The organism is Taibaiella helva, assembly GCF_003545695.1.
Taxonomy (GTDB): Bacteria; Bacteroidota; Bacteroidia; order Chitinophagales; family Chitinophagaceae; genus Taibaiella; species Taibaiella helva.
Window position 1 is genome coordinate 94,739 of the sequence record NZ_QUZZ01000013.1, and the last position, 15,862, is coordinate 110,600.

The 15,862-nt window shown below is 53.4% G+C and carries 19 protein-coding genes; 12 read left to right on the top strand and 7 right to left on the bottom strand.

The annotated features are described in order from the left end of the window. Nucleotides 1-111 precede the first annotated feature (111 nt). Together DZC79_RS17920 and DZC79_RS17925 are read left to right on the top strand one after the other, a co-directional pair. Complete coding sequence (locus DZC79_RS17920) at nt 112-1,041, top strand: alpha/beta hydrolase family protein (RefSeq protein ID WP_198666938.1); 930 nt, start codon at nt 112-114, stop codon at nt 1,039-1,041. A 112-nt stretch (nt 1,042-1,153) separates the two neighbouring features. Further along, entirely contained in the window at nt 1,154-2,494 is a 1,341-nt protein-coding gene (locus DZC79_RS17925; RefSeq protein ID WP_118952983.1) for a sigma-54-dependent transcriptional regulator, read from the top strand. A 168-nt stretch (nt 2,495-2,662) separates the two neighbouring features. Here the strand turns inward: DZC79_RS17925 and DZC79_RS17930 are convergent, their stop codons facing one another. From DZC79_RS17930 to DZC79_RS17960, 7 genes are all read right to left on the bottom strand, one after another. Beyond that, nucleotides 2,663-3,271, bottom strand: coding sequence for an HD domain-containing protein (locus tag DZC79_RS17930; RefSeq protein WP_118952984.1), 609 nt, complete (start codon nt 3,269-3,271; stop codon nt 2,663-2,665). A 24-nt stretch (nt 3,272-3,295) separates the two neighbouring features. Beyond that, a complete protein-coding gene (locus DZC79_RS17935; RefSeq protein WP_118952985.1) occupies nt 3,296-3,862 on the bottom strand; it encodes a DUF4256 domain-containing protein in 567 nt (188 codons plus the stop codon). Nucleotides 3,863-3,905: 43 nt separating this feature from the next. Then, nucleotides 3,906-4,571, bottom strand: a complete 666-nt coding sequence (locus tag DZC79_RS17940) for a DNA alkylation repair protein (RefSeq protein WP_118952986.1) — start codon at nt 4,569-4,571, stop codon at nt 3,906-3,908. A 69-nt stretch (nt 4,572-4,640) separates the two neighbouring features. Then, nucleotides 4,641-5,333 carry a YdeI/OmpD-associated family protein gene (locus DZC79_RS17945; protein ID WP_317124963.1) on the bottom strand — a complete coding sequence of 231 codons (693 nt, stop codon included), beginning with the start codon at nt 5,331-5,333 and terminating at the stop codon, nt 4,641-4,643. 67 nt (nt 5,334-5,400) lie between these two features. Continuing rightward, a complete protein-coding gene (locus tag DZC79_RS17950) occupies nt 5,401-5,778 on the bottom strand; it encodes a DoxX family protein (protein WP_118952987.1) in 378 nt (125 codons plus the stop codon). Nucleotides 5,779-6,034: 256 nt separating this feature from the next. Then, nucleotides 6,035-6,505 (bottom strand): SRPBCC domain-containing protein, encoded by a 471-nt coding sequence (locus tag DZC79_RS17955; RefSeq protein ID WP_118952988.1) that lies wholly within the window; start codon nt 6,503-6,505, stop codon nt 6,035-6,037. Nucleotides 6,506-6,511: 6 nt separating this feature from the next. Further along, nucleotides 6,512-6,835: an ArsR/SmtB family transcription factor gene (locus DZC79_RS17960; protein WP_118952989.1), complete on the bottom strand. Its 324-nt coding sequence runs from the start codon at nt 6,833-6,835 to the stop codon at nt 6,512-6,514. Nucleotides 6,836-6,983: 148 nt separating this feature from the next. On the opposite strand from DZC79_RS17960, the gene DZC79_RS17965 reads away from it, so the two are divergent. The 10 genes from DZC79_RS17965 to kdpB all read left to right on the top strand — a co-directional run bounded on the left by DZC79_RS17965 (nt 6,984) and on the right by kdpB (nt 15,839). Next, nucleotides 6,984-7,418 (top strand): restriction endonuclease, encoded by a 435-nt coding sequence (locus DZC79_RS17965; protein WP_232831874.1) that lies wholly within the window; start codon nt 6,984-6,986, stop codon nt 7,416-7,418. 121 nt (nt 7,419-7,539) lie between these two features. Continuing rightward, nucleotides 7,540-7,743, top strand: a complete 204-nt coding sequence (locus DZC79_RS21915; protein WP_394342507.1) for an HNH endonuclease — start codon at nt 7,540-7,542, stop codon at nt 7,741-7,743. A gap of 18 nt (nt 7,744-7,761) precedes the next feature. Then, entirely contained in the window at nt 7,762-8,448 is a 687-nt protein-coding gene (locus tag DZC79_RS17975) for a hypothetical protein (protein WP_157977253.1), read from the top strand. Between the two features lie 203 nt (nt 8,449-8,651). Next, nucleotides 8,652-9,248, top strand: a complete 597-nt coding sequence (locus DZC79_RS17980; RefSeq protein ID WP_198666939.1) for a Crp/Fnr family transcriptional regulator — start codon at nt 8,652-8,654, stop codon at nt 9,246-9,248. Then, entirely contained in the window at nt 9,248-9,823 is a 576-nt protein-coding gene (locus tag DZC79_RS17985) for a Crp/Fnr family transcriptional regulator (protein WP_118952993.1), read from the top strand. Before DZC79_RS17980 ends, DZC79_RS17985 begins: the two co-directional genes overlap by 1 nt. Before the next feature lie 69 nt (nt 9,824-9,892). Further along, nucleotides 9,893-10,648 carry an SDR family oxidoreductase gene (locus tag DZC79_RS17990; RefSeq protein WP_118952994.1) on the top strand — a complete coding sequence of 252 codons (756 nt, stop codon included), beginning with the start codon at nt 9,893-9,895 and terminating at the stop codon, nt 10,646-10,648. A gap of 907 nt (nt 10,649-11,555) precedes the next feature. Continuing rightward, on the top strand, nt 11,556-11,915 hold the full coding sequence (locus DZC79_RS18000; RefSeq protein ID WP_118952996.1) for a DUF7674 family protein: 360 nt from the start codon (nt 11,556-11,558) through the stop codon (nt 11,913-11,915). 82 nt (nt 11,916-11,997) lie between these two features. Continuing rightward, a complete protein-coding gene (locus DZC79_RS18005) occupies nt 11,998-12,099 on the top strand; it encodes a potassium-transporting ATPase subunit F (protein ID WP_232831875.1) in 102 nt (33 codons plus the stop codon). Nucleotides 12,100-12,125: 26 nt separating this feature from the next. Further along, nucleotides 12,126-13,814, top strand: a complete 1,689-nt coding sequence (gene kdpA, locus DZC79_RS18010) for a potassium-transporting ATPase subunit KdpA (RefSeq protein ID WP_118952997.1) — start codon at nt 12,126-12,128, stop codon at nt 13,812-13,814. Between the two features lie 12 nt (nt 13,815-13,826). After that, nucleotides 13,827-15,839: a potassium-transporting ATPase subunit KdpB gene (kdpB, locus tag DZC79_RS18015; protein WP_118952998.1), complete on the top strand. Its 2,013-nt coding sequence runs from the start codon at nt 13,827-13,829 to the stop codon at nt 15,837-15,839. The last annotated feature ends 23 nt before the right edge of the window (nt 15,840-15,862 follow it).

Sequence of the window (15,862 nt, forward strand, 5' to 3'; positions counted from 1 at the left end):
GCTTGTGTTATAAAGAATGTGGTGTTAAAGTATTCCCTAATCAGGCAGGACACACGCTGTATTGCTGCAGGGCAATTATTTTTACAGCCTGTTCAACAACCCTTTCAGAAAATGAAAAACGGATTATTTTGTATGGCTTTTGCCTTGCTGGCCGCCTCCTGTGGCCAGCGCGGACCGAAGGAAAGCGCCGCTTCGAAAATTTCTTTAGCAGAAGCCCGTAAAGGCTTTGCGACCAAACCGCTGAAGCAGGCCGGTGTCAAAGGCGCTGTGGAGCCGCCGCCACCGGAACTGCTCAGTGTAGTATCCTATCCTACGCCTATTGGCAACATGTCGGCCTACCTGAGCAAGGCGCCTGAGGACGGCAAGCGTCATCCCGCCATGATCTGGATCATCGGTGGCTGGGGCAATGATATCGGCGATGTATGGAGCCCGCAGGGTCCGGAGAACGATCAGTCGGCCGCCGTGCTGCGGGAGGCTGGTATTGTCATGATGTATCCCGCGCAGAGAGGCGGGAACGAAAATCCGGGTACCGACGAAACCTGCTACGGCGAGATCGATGATATTGTTGCCGCGGCAAAATACCTGGCGCAGCAACCCGGTGTGGACCCGAAGCGGATCTACCTGGGCGGGCACAGCACCGGGGGTACCAAGGTTATCCTGGCAGCGGAATACAGCGATCTGTTCCGCGCCACTTTCGCCTTTGGTCCGGCTGCTTCTATTGATAACTATGATCCGGGCGATCTCAACTTCGATCCGCAAAATGAACAGGAGCTGAAGCTGCGCAGCCCGGTGCTGTGGCTGCATTCCCTTAAAGCGCCGCTGTTCGTATTCGAAGGTGTGCAGGGCAATTACGATGCCTTAAAAGTGCTGGAACAGGCCGGTAAAGAAGATTCGCGCCTGGCGCACTTCTTCGCCCTGAAAGGCAAAGACCATTTTGCAACCTTACAGCCCACGGGCCGCATCATCGCCGCAAAAATACTGGCCGATACAGGCAGCACCTGCAGCATCACCTTCAGCAAAGGGGAGCTGCAGGCCGAATGACCTGTTCCGTTCCCCCAGGTATCGTGCGTCCTGTTGAAGGAAGAAGAAGATCCAGGCCCGGCTAGCGGACTTAGGATTTAATCTCTACTTTTGCGCCACAAGCCGGATCATTTTGGGCAGGATACTTTTAATCGACGACGAGAAAAAATTACGTTTGCTGATGGCACGCATCATCGGCCTGGAAGGCTTTGATGTGGTGCAGGCCGATAATGTAAAAACAGCGCAGAAGCTGCTTGCTGCGGGAGACTTCGACGTGATCATCAGCGATGTGCGCCTGCCCGATGGCGATGGGGTAGCCTTTGTGCAGACGGTCAAGGAAAAGCAGCCCCTGGCTGAGATCATCCTGCTGACCGCTTACGGCAATATTCCCGACAGTGTACAAGCTATCAAGAACGGGGCCTTCGACTATATCGTTAAAGGCGATGACAACAACAAGCTGATCCCGCTGCTGCATAAAGCCATGGACAAGGTAAAGCTGGCCCGGCGCGTATCCCAGCTGGAAAAACAGGTCGGCAAAAAATATGCCTTCGATACCATCCTCGGTACTTCAAAAGGCGTACAGCAGGCCATAGCTCTGGGCCGCAAGGTCGCCCAGACCGATACGTCGGTGCTGCTGCTGGGCGAAACCGGCACCGGCAAAGAAGTCTTTGCGCAGGCCATACACCACGAAAGCAAGCGAAGCAAAAATCCCTTCGTTGCGCTTAACTGTTCGGCCTTCAGCAAAGAGCTGCTGGAGAGCGAGCTGTTTGGCCACCTGGCAGGGGCCTTTACCGGTGCGGTGAAGGACAAGAAAGGCTTATTTGAAGAAGCGCATACCGGCACCGTATTCCTGGATGAGATCGGTGAAATGGCGATTGAATTGCAAGCTAAGCTGCTGCGGGTACTGGAGACCGGCGAGTTCCTTAAAGTAGGCGCTACACAACCAGTCAAGGTAAATGTGCGCATCATCGCCGCCACCAACCGCGACCTGGAAGCGGAGATGGCGCAGTCGCATTTTCGCAGCGACTTGTTTTACCGGCTTTCCGTATTCCAGATCGTGCTGCCGCCCCTGCGCGAGCGGGTACAGGATATTCCCCTGTTGGCCGAATACTTTGCGCAGGATGCTGCGCTCAAGATGAACAAGAAGATCGGCGGCATTGCTCCTGCTTACCTGAAATCCCTGCAGCAACAGCCCTGGAAAGGAAATATCCGAGAGCTGAAGAATGTGATCGAACGCAGCGTGATCCTCAACGATAACGGTACCCTGGACACTGATGATCTTCCTTATGAGCTGCGCAGTGTACCGGCGCCTGCTGATAAGATCATATCGGCCTTCTCGCTTGAAGGCGTGGAAAAGCTGCATATCCAGAAAGTGCTTAACTATACCGAGGGCAATAAGGCGGAAGCCGCCAGGCTATTGGGCATCGGTATTGCCACCCTTTACCGCAAGATCGACGAGTATAAACTTTCCTGATCCTTTTAGGGCTTTCGCAGCGGCGCCTTTGCGCAGGCGCGATTCTATTAAGGCTTAATGCCTTTGCCTCCACGAGAAAATAAAGAAGATTAAATACATTCACTGTATCTCCGTGCCACAGCGAGATTCTATTAATGCTTAATGTCCTGGCGCCTCCGTGAGAAAAAATCAGGCATCCTGCCCGTCCCATTCGTCGTAAAATCGCTTCAGGAAATCTTCCAGGTACTGGTGCCGACCGGCAGCAATGGTCTTCGCCGAAGGGGTATGCATCATGTCTTTCAGCAAGAGCAGCTTATCATAGAAATGCTGTATGGAAGTGTGCTCCGGGTCTCCAGGGTTCCATATTTCGCGATTCCGGCTGCCACCATAAGCAAAGACCCGCGCCAGGCCGATAGCACCTAAAGCATCCAGCCGGTCGGCGTCCTGCACGATCTTCGCTTCCAGGCTTTCCGCCTTTTTGCCTTTGCTGAAAGAGACCTGCGACACGATAGCAATTACCCGCGCGATCAGCTCCGGCGTTGCATTAAGCTGCTGCAGCAAGGCCGTGATCTGTTCTTCCGAACGGTCTACACCGTCGTTCAGTTTATGATCGCCTACGTCGTGCAGCCAGGCCGCCAGCTCCACCAGGAACACATCAGCTCCGGCTTCCGCAGCCGTAATGCGCCGGGCATTGCGAACCACCCGTTCGATATGAAAATAGTCGTGCCCGGTACCTTCTCTGGAAAACTGGTCGTAGATGTGCTGCTGTACCGCATCGAGCATAGGTTGCCTGGTCATAGCCGGCAAAGATAAGATGATGAGCTATACCCTCAGCGATCCGCGGAAACCGCGGGCAGCATAATAAGAATCGGCGCCGTTATGATAGGTGAACACGGTATCGTAGCGGCGGTCGCCGAAGAGCGCGCCACCCAGCTTGCGGATCTTATCCGGTGTAACGATCCAGCTGGAGGTCTTAAGGTCGAAAGTACCCAGCTGCTGCAGTCCGGCGTACTGTTCTTCCGTCAGCAGCGCAATGCCCATATCAGCCGCCATATTGATGGCGCTGTCCTTCGGTTTGTGCTCTTTACGGGCATGCAGCGCCTCATGATCGTAGCATACGCTTCTGCGGTCCTTGGGACTTTCGGCCGAACAGTCGAAGAAGATATATTCGCCGGTCTTTTTATCCAGGCCCACCACATCCGGTTCGCCGCCGCTCATCTCCATCTCGTTGAGCGACCATAGCTTCGCCGGATGGGCTTCCAGCCGGGCCTGCACATTGGCCCAGTCGAGGCCTTTATGGCGACTCTTGTTTTTTTCGAAACGGGCTTTCAATATGCCCATCAGCTCTTCGGCCTGCGAAGGGGGTAATTGCTTTTTAAGATGCTTCATTGTGCGGTGTATTTTGGTTCAGAAGATTTAGCCAGCAGGTAAATCATCCCTGGCGGCGCACCATTTCGTTGATCCATATGGGTGCAAAAGGCGAGGTGCAGCCTTTGGATACCGGGTAATCGCGGTAGATGCCCAGCCGTTCGCCAATGGCCAGGGCCCTTGCTCTATGCTCAGGATGGCAGATGCCGGCCTGGGCAAGGGCCGAGTTCATGGTCCATTGCACCTCGGGCGGCGCGCCCGCCATTTCTTTTTCAATACGGTCGAGCAGCGCGGGAATGTCGACCAGCTCCGGGTTGCGGACGATGCAGCCGCTGGTGAGGCTCCAGCCCGCGCGGGCACACATCTTGTCCTTTGTCTTCATCCACTTGAGCCGCAGCGCTTCCCGGTCGGGATGTATCTTCACCACATTGGTGTACAGCCAGTCGGCCACCGGGATAAAGGTAGCCGCCTTCACCATATCCTGCACAGCAGCGGCAGACAGCTGCTTCATGTCGATGATCTGCATGGCCAGCAGCCGCGCATCGATATTGTCTGTTTCCCACAGCGCCATCGCCAGCGCGTGATCTTTTTTGATCTTAGCCGCCAGGTTCCGGATATCGCCCAGCTTCACGCCGTACTGGTTGTCGCCGGCGCCGTGCTTGCGGTTATGGGCCAGCATCTTTTCATTGCTCAGGGCCTTAAGCGCCGCCAGTGCTTCTTTCAGGGTCATAAGCCATCGGTTTGAAATTTTTTCCTGTGCTGTCCTGGGATAAAGGATAAAAGCAGGCAGTAAAAGAAGCTAGTCGTCCAGCCCTTTGCCGGCCAGTATCTTCGGTATATACTTTTCTACCCTTGCCGCGCGGGTCCTGGATTGTTTGGCCTGTGCAAAGTGAAAGAGGTAAGCCCGCTGCCTTCCCGGCGTCAAGGCCCCGAAGGCTTCCTTCAATGCGGGCGAGTGGTCCAGCCGTTGCTGAAATTCTTCCGGCACGGCAAAGTCCTCTGTCTTTTTCATCGGCACCGACAGGCCTGCTTCTTCTACCGCGATCGCCTGGTAAATATAGGTCTTCAGCGCCGATTGCTGTGCCACCACCTCCTTCACATCGGTAAAGCGGATCTGCCGCGCCGACTGCACATTTTCCGTCTGCTGCACCAGGATGCCATGCGTATCCGCCAGCAGCGCCCCTTTGAACAGCAGCAGCGCGCAGTATTCCTTAAACACATGGATGAGCACAATGTTGGCGCCCTGGTGCGTGTAGCAGGGGCAACCCCATTTCAGCGCTTCGGTAAGGCCGCAATCCAGCACAATGTTCCGTAGCTGTTCGGTGGCCGCCTGCCACTGGCCCGCTTTATCAAAATACCAATCTACTTCGGGATTCATGTTGTTCATTGCTGTTGCATTGAAATCGTAAATGCTATACTTAGTCGAATTGATCTTCAATGTTGGCCAGCACTTCGCAGTCGCGTCTATGATCACAGCAGGCTGATCCGGCAATTGATGGCTTAAATTTACTGCAAAATGTGCTTTATACAAGTCCGCACCCTGTGCCGATACTTGTGGCTCAGGAATAGACCGGTTTACGGCTTGCCGGCCTGAAATACCAGGAGACGGCCGTCAGCACCAGCAGCAGGGTAGGGCCGAACAGCTCACCTGCCGGATTACCTACGGCCAGGTGCGAATAGATAGCGCCCAGCATGGCAAAGAAGAAGCCCGCATAAGCCCATTCTTTTAGCACAGGAAAGCGTGGCGTCAATACAGCGATCACGCCGAGTATCTTTAAGATGCCGATGAGCGTAAGGAAGTAAAGCGGGTAGCCCAGCTTGGTGATCTTGGCTGCTTCGTCCGGCATATGGATCAGCTGTACGATAGCCGTAGACAGCATGCCCAGGGCCAGCCAGGCCGTGGCGATCCAGTAGATAATACGATTACGTTTGGTCATGATGGTTTGTTTTTGAGTTGAGTGTAAGCGTGCACCTAATTGGCTATTATGGACATGCGCTATATTATACTCTTGTTCTTTTGCCTTGATGCAAAAGAACCAAAAGATCAAGGCCTGTAGAAAAATGGCTAAAAATGGACTTCGTCGCTGAAAATTTTTAAACTCGCTTTGGCTCAGGCAGTAAAAATTTCTTTACCGCTCCGCAGTCCATTTTCTTAACGCCCTTTTTCTAAGGGCCGATAGATAATATCGGCAGTTACTTAGTCAACTGGTGCAAAATCTCTTCCAGGCGATTGTGCGCCCAGTTGAGACCTTGGGCAAAAGGCATCTTCAGCTGCTGGTCGCGGAGCGCCACGGAGCGGAAGATCGTCTGCATCGTGAGCTTGCTCGTCTCTTCGTCCAGCGCTTCAAACTCGAGATATTCCAGCTGCACCTCGAAAGGCCCGTTCTCCATCTCGAAGGTGCGGATGATCTTCTGGTTGGGAATAAACGTATGGACAGTACCATTGGCCGCGAAGACCACCTTGCCTTCTTTATCCTTCGTTTCAAAGCGGTAATTGCCCTGCGGCGCATTGTTCATGGCCAGCACCTGCGTGCCCATCCACTGCGCCACCAGCTCGGGCTCGGCATAAGCCTTGAATAAGAGCTCCAGGGGCAGGTCAAATTCCCTGGTGATCATAATGTCTTGTTTGCCCTCTTCGGCGTGGATCTGTGTTTTGCGTTCCATGTTGTTTTATTTTTTGTTTTTGTAGTTTTTCATTACCGCCTCCAGCTTGTTGAAGCGGTCGTCCCAAAAGGCGCGGAAAGGTTCGATAAAATCGGCGATGGTTTTCATGTTCTGTGCATTTAAGTGATAATAGATCTCCCTGCCGTTCTGTTCCTGGCGCAGCAGCTCGCATTCGGTCAGCACCTGGATATGGCGGGATATGGTTTGGCGTGTCGCATTGAATTCTTCGGCTATAGCGCCGGGTGTCATGGCCTGCAGCGCCACCAGGGTGAGGATGGCCCTGCGGGTAGGATCGGCAATGGCCTGAAAAACATCTCGTCTGAGTTCCATATATGCAGCTATTTGACTGCAAATATAAACGCAGCTATTTAGCTGCGCAAATTTTTCTTTGGATTTTGGGAAAAAATTTAGAGATGGTGAGAAAGGGAAAGGTGATGGCAAACAGAGTATAGCCTAAGAAGGTAAATGCGTATCAATTATGCACTTCAAGCAGCACCTCTTAAAAAGCGTTATGTTACCTTTGGCTTCACCAATAAGCCTAGTATCAACAGTGAAAAATCCAAAATGGCATCGGGATGAGATCATCCTGGCCCTAGCCTTATATTTTCAAGCTGATCGTGGTAGTATCGATGCCCGTAATCATAATATCATTCAGCTATCCGAAGAGCTGAACCTTTTACCCATATTTACCGAGCGCCCTGATGCGGAGCGCTTTCGCAATCCCAATGGAGTCAGTCTAAAGCTGTCTAACTTCTTAGCCATCGATCCCAGCTATCCTGGTAAAGGCATGGCATCCTATAGCCAATTAGACAAAGCGATATTTGAAGAATTTGCAGATGATAAGGAACGGCTGTTTGCCCTTGCTCAGCAGATCCGGTCTATAGTGCATGACGACGCTAAGGCGAGCCCTTAGCCACATTGAAGACGATGAAACCACTACTCAGGATTCCGTAAATGAAGGCCAAGTGCTGTATAAGCTGCACAAATACCGGGAGCGCAACAGGAAGATCGTAGAGGATAAAAAGAAAGCCGTGATGAAAGCTACAGGACGCCTAGCTTGCGAGGTTTGCGGCTTTGACTTTTTCCAGACTTATGGCCCGCTTGGAGCAGACTTTATAGAATGCCACCATACAAAACCTTTAGCCACTTATAAAGCGGGTGAAAAAACGAAACTGGCGGACTTAGCTGTGGTGTGCTCTAATTGTCATAGGATGACAGATGCACGATTCATTTCTTAATCTGTTAAACGTCTTATTATGACACAACGACAAGAGAACATACTGTCTATGTGGAACACCGCAGAGACAGTATTGTCAGCCAATGAAGAAGTATGGAGCAGCCTGAATGCCTTTGCTGCTGCGGCAGAGCGCTTTCGCAACATTCACCTGGAGATCGATCCCAATGCCCGCATACAGAAAACAGCCACTACCGGTATCGCGCTCGATAAGCAGCTGGTGCGTCGCCGGCTTACGGCGCAGGTGGCCCAGCTGGCGGCCAACCTGCAGGCTTTTGCTACCGTAGCGCAAAACAATACGCTGCTCGACCAGGTAAGTTTTCGCCCTACGCACTTCGACCGGCTGCGCGATAGTATGCTGCCTATCGTAGTACGGTCGCTGCTGGAAAAAGCCCGGCAGTACAGCGCCGCGCTGCCCGACTATGGTGTAACCGGTGCTACGGTGGAACAGGTAGAGCTGGCGCTGAAGGAGTACGAAAGTATGAATACAGCGCCCAGGGTAGCGATAGGTACCCGCAAGACGGCCAGGGCCGACATTATGCAACAGCTCAGGGACGGCAATGCGCAGCTGGAGCTGATGGACAAGCTGGTGGGTAACTTTAGCGCGGCGCATCCCGACTTTGTAGCAGCCTTTCGCAATGCCCGCAACGTGATCCATCTCGGTGGTCACAAAACACCAAAAGAAGATAAAGACAAACCTGCGGCATAGCCCGCGCCCGGTCCTGCCGGCATAGATTGCCTGGCAAACGCCGGATGCCCGTTGGCTTCTGGCAACAGGACCAAGTGCTGCTGATTATGGCCCCGGCCCTGGTAATAGCCAAGGCCGGGGCTTCTTTATGTAATGTCATTAATACATCGTCCAGAAGTATGGGCAGCGATTAAGGTCCTTACATTCCGCTCTTCTGTTTATCTTTGGCTCAGAACAACATGCAGGCTTTAGTAGAACATATAGAGAAGGTAACCGGCAGTGGGAATATCGGCGGGGAGCAGCTTTTGCCGTACTTCGAAGAACGCAGTTATGCGAAGAAGGCGATGCTGCAGGAAGAGGGAAAAGCCTGCCTCTGGTATTTCTTCGTGGTAAAAGGCTGCCTGCGCCTGTTCTTTACCGATGATAACGGGGTGGAGCAAACGATACAGTTTGCACCGGAGCAATGGTGGCTCACCGACCTGGATGCTTTTCGCAACGGGCGCCGCTCGGCGTATAGCATACAGGCACTGGAGGCGACGGAAGTGCTGGCGATCGATGCGCACCGTTATGCCTTGCTGCCCGAGGAGCAGCCGCTGATGCAGAAATATTTCCGCCTGGTATATGAGCGGGCCTTTGCGGCCACGCTGCTGCGGGTGCAGATGATCTCCCGCATGTCCAAAAATGATTTCTACGAGCTGTTCGCGTCTAAGTACCCGGAGTTTATGCAGCGTATCCCGCAAAAGGTGCTGGCTTCGTTCCTGGGCTTTACGCCGGAATATCTGAGCGAGCTGCGCAAAAAGAAAATGGAAAAGAAAAGCTGATGACGGAAAGTCTTTACCAACATATGCAGCAATTGCTGCCCGGCCAGGAGCTGCCGCCGGCAGCGGCGCTGGCGCCCTTCCTCGAGACGCGTAGTGTGGCCAAAGACGAAGTATTGCTGGAAGAAGGCATGCCCTGCGAACGCATCTACTTTGTAAACACAGGCTGCCTGTATCTGTACTATACCGATAGGGATAAAAAAGAAGTGATCCACTTCGCGCTGGAAAACTGGTGGCTGACGGATTATAAGACCTTTGCCACTACCGCGCCGGCAGTATATGCGCTTGCCGCCCTGGAAGCAGGCGAGATAAGCAGCATGAGCAGGCGCCAATATGAAGCGGTACAAGCACAATACCCGCTGCTGGGTGTATATTTCAATAAGATACACGAACGGGCCTACGGGGCGGCACTGCTGAAGCAAAAAACCTATGCCACTTTATCGAAGGCCGATTTCTACGGCTACTTCCGCAGGACATACCCCGCAGTGCTGCAGCGTATCCCTCCCGGTATCTTCGCTTCCTATATGGGCGTAACGCCCGAAGCTTTGCTGGCGCTGGAAGCCAATTTCGTTTCTTAAACCAGCTTAAGTTTTCCCGGCGGGGCGCGCTTCATCTTTGCAGTATCAATAACCCCAAAATATTGCAAGATGAAAATTGTTGTTATCGGCGGTACCGGCCTTATCGGTAGCCAGCTCGTTACTTTATTAAAAGGCAGCGGCCACGAAGTGCTTGCCGCTTCTCCCAACACTGGCGTGAACACCCTTACCGGCGAAGGCCTGGCGCAAGCCTTGCAGGGCGCCGAAGTGGTTGTGGATGTATCCAACTCGCCTTCGTTTGACGATGAGCCCGTGATGCATTTCTTCAAAACCTCCAATGGCAACCTGCTGCCGGCCGAGCAGGCAGCGGGTGTGCGGCACCATGTGGCGCTGTCGGTGGTGGGCACGCAGGAATTGCAATCCAGCGGCTATTTTCGTGCCAAGCAGGTACAGGAAGATATGATCCGGGCTTCGGGTATTCCCTACACATTGGTACATGCTACGCAGTTCTTCGAATTTGCGGGCGGTATCCTGCACATGAGCCTGGTGGAAGATCAGGTACGGCTGCCCGATGCCAATATACAGCCCATCGCCAGCCGGGATGTAGCTGCCTTTATGGCCCGGGTGACCGTGGCTCCCCCGGCGAATAAGATCCTCGAGATCGGCGGACCGGAAAAATTTCCCATGGCAGCCTGGATCGGGCAGTATGCTAAGGCTACAGGCAGAGCACAGGAGATCGTAACCGATACAAAGGCTTTATACTCCGGCGCAGCGATCGAAGCCGATACCCTGGCGCCCAAAGCAGCAGTGTACCTGGGGGCTACAAAATATGCCGATTGGATCGCACAACCGGAAAACCGGCGGTAAGCTTTTTTCCTGCAGCCGGCGCACGTGCCCTTGCGTGTGCCTGTTAAGTAGAAATGTATTTGGTCCACGCGGGGGCGCGTGAACCAGCAGTATTTATCCTGCAGCGGCGCCATACCGCTGCAGGATTTTTTATTGTCATCCTGAATGCCACATGCTGCGCAAGCTGCATTCAGGGTCTTGATCGCACTATCATACGGAAGTGTTCTACACAGAAAAGAGATCTTTCGGTGGCGCCCGCAGCCCTCAGGATGAGCATGGTGTGTTGATACTTGGGCGCTGCTTCATCTGTAAAACTCCCCATTGTCATCCTGAATGCAGCTTGCGCAGCATGTGAAGTGAAGGATCATGATCGCTCTATCGGTGCTACACAGAAAAAGAGATCTTTCGGTGGCGCCCGCAGACCTCAGGATGACAATGGGGAATTGATACCTGGGTGCTGCCTCATCTGTACAACTCCCATTATCATCCTGAATGCAGCTTGCGCAGCATGCGAAATGAAGGATCTGATCGCTCTATCGGTGCTATATAGAAAAGAAATCCTTCGGTGGCGCCCGCAGCCCTCAGGATGACCATAGTGTGCTGATACCTGGGCGCTGCTTCATCTGTAAAACTCCCCATTGTCATCCTGAATGCAGCTTGCGCAGCATGTGGCATTCAGGATCTTGATCGCTCTATCGGTGCTATACAGAAAAGAGAGCCTTCGGTGACGCCTGCAGACTTTAGTGAAGGAATGAACAGGCTGTTCCTCCCTTCTTATTTTGAGAAAAGCCTATCATTTTGATAGGATCATTATAGGCTTCTTAAAGGGTTGATTTTTATTAATCAATTCATCTTCATTAGATTAGACAAAATGGAATCGTCATGGAACGGCTTTTGGTACAGAGGGCGTGTACCAACAAACGTTGCAATGAATCATTTTGAAGCGGCCGATATGATCGCCACAGAGATCCCCGAAGTCAGGAAAGAAATTGCTGCGGTAATGACCCGCAAAAACCCTTTCCAGCTCATCACCATCTTTACCCGGCATACCCGTAAGATGATCGATCAGCACAATATGTCTATGATCGACAAATGCATGAAGCTGATGGACCGCCTTTACTATAAGGGCGACCAACTGGTGCGCACGGCCATTGAAAACATCTTTGTCTATCGCCTGGGTAGCATGGTCGCCACTTGCGACACCGCCGAAAGGCGCAATATTATGGCCAGCATCCCCGGCAATCTTTACTCCGTATACGTGCGTCAATTCTATCGTTCGGGCATCTAAAAATTCTTTCTTATGCTTACTGCTTTATTGGTCCTGGCAGGCCTGGCCTGCTTCGGACTCTTCTTCAAGTCTATCGGTTTTTTTGAAAAAATCTAATCTCAGCACAATGATCGCCCTGTTTATAATCGCCCTCCTGGTATTCGGCTATATGTGCTATGTGCTGCTGAAGCCGGAAAAATTCTAAGCCTGTTTTAAAATCTTATGGAATCAATGAATACGGAAATACTGGGCATACTTGCCATGTTCCTCATCACCCTGCTGCTGGCCCTGCCACTGGGTAAGTATATCGCCCGGATCTATGACGGCCAGCGCACTTTTCTCGATCCCGTACTGGGGCCGGTAGAGCGCCTGTTCTTCCGGATCAGTGGTATCGACCCCAACGAAGGCTGGAGCTGGCAGAAGAACCTGGTGGCGCTGCTGGTGATCAACGGGGTATGGTTCCTGCTGGGCATGTTTATCCTGATGAACATGAACTGGCTGCCGCTCAATCCCGACCACAACCCCAGCCAGGGCGCGCACCTGGCCTTCAATACCACAATCTCTTTCCTGGTCAACTGTAACCTCCAGCACTACTCCGGCGAATCGGGCATAAGCTACCTGGGACAGCTTTACCTCATGTTCCTCCAGTTTACGACGGCCGCCACAGGTATGGCCGGCGCGGCGCTGCTGTTCCGTGCGCTGCGCAAGGGAACGCACAAGACCTATGGTAACTTTTTCAGCGACTACTTAAAGACCTGCACCCGCATCCTGCTGCCGCTGTGCCTGGTTATGGGCGTAATGCTGCTCTTTTGCGGCACGCCCATGACAATGGAAGGCAAGCAGCAAATGACCGGCCTGCAGGGCGATACGCTACAGGTATCTACCGGCCCGGTAGCCGCCTTCGTTCCGATCAAGCACCTGGGTACCAACGGCGGCGGCTTTTTCGGCGCCAACAGCGCGCATCCCCTGGAGAATCCCGGCTATGGCAGCAATATGATCGAAATGGTGGCGCAAATGCTCATCCCTTTTGCCATGATCTTCGCCTTCGGCATCTTTATCCGTCGCAGGCGCATGGCCTGGGTGATCTTCGGCGTCATGACGCTGGGCTTCCTCGCGCTGGCTGTTCCCAATACGTATATGGAAGCGAAAGGCAACCCGGCCATAGCACATATGGGTATCGGCAATCAGCTTGGCAATATGGAAGGTAAGGAAGTAAGGCTGGGCGCCGCTGCAGCCGGCTACTGGAGCATTGCCACTACCGTGATCTCCACCGGTTCCATCAATTCCATGCACGACAGCCATATGCCCCTTTCGGGTATGAACGAGCTGCTGGCGATGATGATCAACTGCTTTTACGGCGGCTGCGGGGTGGGGATACTCAACTATTTTATCTTCATTATCCTTGCTGTATTTATCAGCGGGCTGATGGTGGGGCGCACGCCCGAGTTCCTCGGTAAGAAGATCGAAGCGCGGGAAATGAAGATCGCGATGATCATCGCCTTGCTGCATCCGCTGCTGATTCTTGCCGGAACCGCACTGGCAGCCGCTTTCCCGCAATACACTACGGGAACGCTGAACAATCCCGGCTTCCATGGCTTCAGCGAAATGCTGTATGAATATACCTCCAGCGCGGCCAACAATGGCAGCGGCTTCGAAGGCCTTGGCGATAACACACCCTGGTGGAACATTACCACCGGCTTTGTCCTGATCCTGGGACGCTTCCTGCCGATCATAGGGCCTGTGGCCATTGCCGGTATCCTGGGCAGCAAGAAGTATATCCCGGAAAGCGCGGGTACCCTGCAGACCGATACCCCCACTTTCGGCTTCATGACCCTGGCGGTAATTGCGATCGTAGCGGCGCTAGCCTTTTTCCCGGCGTTAACCCTTGGTCCGATAGCCGAATTCTTCTCTTCCAAATAAACAAGCATTGTAATGAAACCCCAGCATAAATCTTTATTTCAAAAGGAACTGGTAGGCGAGGCTTTGCGGCAATCCTTCGTGAAGCTGAACCCCAGGACCCTTTTCCGCAACCCGGTAATGTTTACCGTATGGATCGGAACCCTTATTATGTTCTTTGTATGCCTGTGGATACTGGCAGGAGAAAAAGGGCAGGGTAGCTTCGGCTATAACCTTATCGTATTCCTGGTGCTGCTGCTCACGTTGCTGTTCGCCAATTTTGCCGAAGCTATCGCCGAGGCCAGGGGTAAAGCCCAGGCCGACAGCCTGCGGAAGACGAGGGAAGAAACACCTGCCCGCCTGGCCACTGGTAAGACAGTATCTTCCGCTGAGCTGCGCAAAGGCGATATGTTTATCTGCGAAGCCGGCGATATTATCCCCGCCGACGGCGAGATCGTAGAAGGCCTGGCCACCATCGATGAAAGCGCTATTACCGGCGAATCGGCGCCGGTGATCCGTGAGGCCGGCGGCGACAAAAGCAGCGTGACCGGCGGCACCAAAGTGCTGTCCGATAAGATCAAAGTACAGGTAACCACCCAGCCCGGCGAGAGCTTCCTCGACAAGATGATCGCGCTGGTAGAAGGCGCCAGCAGACAGAAAACACCCAACGAGATCGCCCTTACCATTCTCCTCGCCGGCTTTACGCTGGTGTTCGTGATCGTATGCACCACGCTGAAGCCTTTCGGCGACTTTGCCAACATTACCATCACTATCGCTTCCTTCATCGCCTTATTCGTATGCCTTATCCCGACCACGATCGGCGGCTTGCTGTCTGCCATCGGCATCGCCGGTATGGATCGTGCGCTCAGGGCCAATGTGATCACCAAGAGCGGTAAGGCTGTAGAAACAGCGGGCGACATCGATGTGCTGCTGCTGGATAAGACCGGCACCATTACCATCGGCAACCGCAGAGCCACACATTTTTACCCGGCGGCCGGAATAGAAGAAAAACGCTTTGTCCGCGCCTCAGTGCTCAGCTCTATGGCCGATGAGACACCCGAAGGCAAGTCCATCATCGAATTGGCCAAGACAGATCCGCTCAGCTATGCTGCCCCCGAACCCCGCTTCGTTAAGTTCACTGCAGAGACCCGTTGCTCCGGCATCGACTTTGGCGATACCCGTATCCGTAAGGGCGCTACCGACGCTATACGCAACATCGTTACCCGTGCGGGCAATGTTTTCCCGGCCGGTATTGAAGAGCAGGTAAAGCAGATCTCCGGCAACGGCGGTACTCCCCTGGTCGTATCGGAAAATGAGCAGGCTATCGGCGTGATCGAACTGCAGGACATTATCAAGCCCGGTATCCAGGAACGTTTTCAGCGCTTGCGTAAAATGGGGATCAAAACGGTTATGGTTACGGGCGACAACCCGCTTACCGCAAAATACATTGCTGAAAAGGCCGGTGTGGACGACTTCATCGCCGAGGCCAAACCGGAAGACAAGATGAACTATATCCGTCGTGAACAATCGGAAGGCCGCCTGGTGGCCATGATGGGCGATGGTACCAACGATGCGCCGGCACTGGCCCAGGCCGATGTGGGCGTGGCTATGAACAGCGGTACCCAGGCAGCCAAGGAAGCCGGTAATATGGTGGATCTCGACAACGACCCGACCAAGCTGATCGAAGTCGTGGAGATTGGCAAGCAGCTCCTGATGACCCGGGGCACGCTCACCACCTTTTCGATAGCCAACGACGTGGCCAAGTACTTTGCGATCATCCCGGCCTTGTTCATTACCGCCGTTCCGGCATTGCAGGGGCTCAACATTATGGCCCTGCACAGCCCGCAGAGCGCCATTCTTTCAGCTGTGATCTTTAATGCAGTGATCATTCCTTTGCTGATCCCGCTGGCCCTCAAAGGTGTGGCCTATAAGCCTATCGGCGCTTCGGCCCTGCTGCGTCGCAATCTTTTCCTCTATGGCCTGGGCGGCATCATCGTTCCTTTTATCGGGATCAAGCTGATCGATATGATCGTAAGCCTGTTCCTCTGAGTCTTTTTTTCTTACTCATAAGC